The sequence below is a fragment of the Anaerotignum faecicola genome (assembly GCA_024460105.1).
GTDB lineage: Bacteria > Bacillota > Clostridia > Lachnospirales > Anaerotignaceae > JANFXS01.
Window position 1 is genome coordinate 1 of the sequence record JANFXS010000420.1, and the last position, 415, is coordinate 415.

At 54.0% G+C, this 415-nt stretch carries 1 protein-coding gene; it reads right to left on the bottom strand.

The window, feature by feature from the left end:
• A partial coding sequence (locus tag NE664_14675) for a DNA replication protein DnaD (GenBank protein MCQ4727879.1) occupies nt 1–391 on the bottom strand: 391 nt, incomplete at its 3' end.
• Nucleotides 392–415 lie beyond the last annotated feature (24 nt).

Here is a 415-nt window from a genome sequence, read left to right on the forward strand (position 1 = left end):
CAGCCGCTTCTCCGTACGCAGCAGTACCGGTGCCGCTTCCCTTTACCGGTCTCTCCACGTAGTCATAAGAGGACTGTACAGCCACACAGGCCTCTGGAAACGCTCCATTCAGCGGAGATTCCATACTTTCCGTAATCATGCCGCCGGCGCAGGCCGTCTGAGCCGCCGCAGGCCATTTATCCACATCAGGGCCATCGACGGGGACTTTATCCACAGACGTCTCCAGAACCCCCAGCTTTTTCCAGTAAGACAACGCACGTGTTACATCTGATTCCGTGTGGTTAACGGCATCCGCGATCATGAAGACCGTCACCGCTTCCCCCTCATGGCGAAGCACAAAAAGATACTCCTTGATATACTCCCCATTGGCCGATGCCATATATGTATCAATAAACTCGTTGGTAGCCTACGAGTT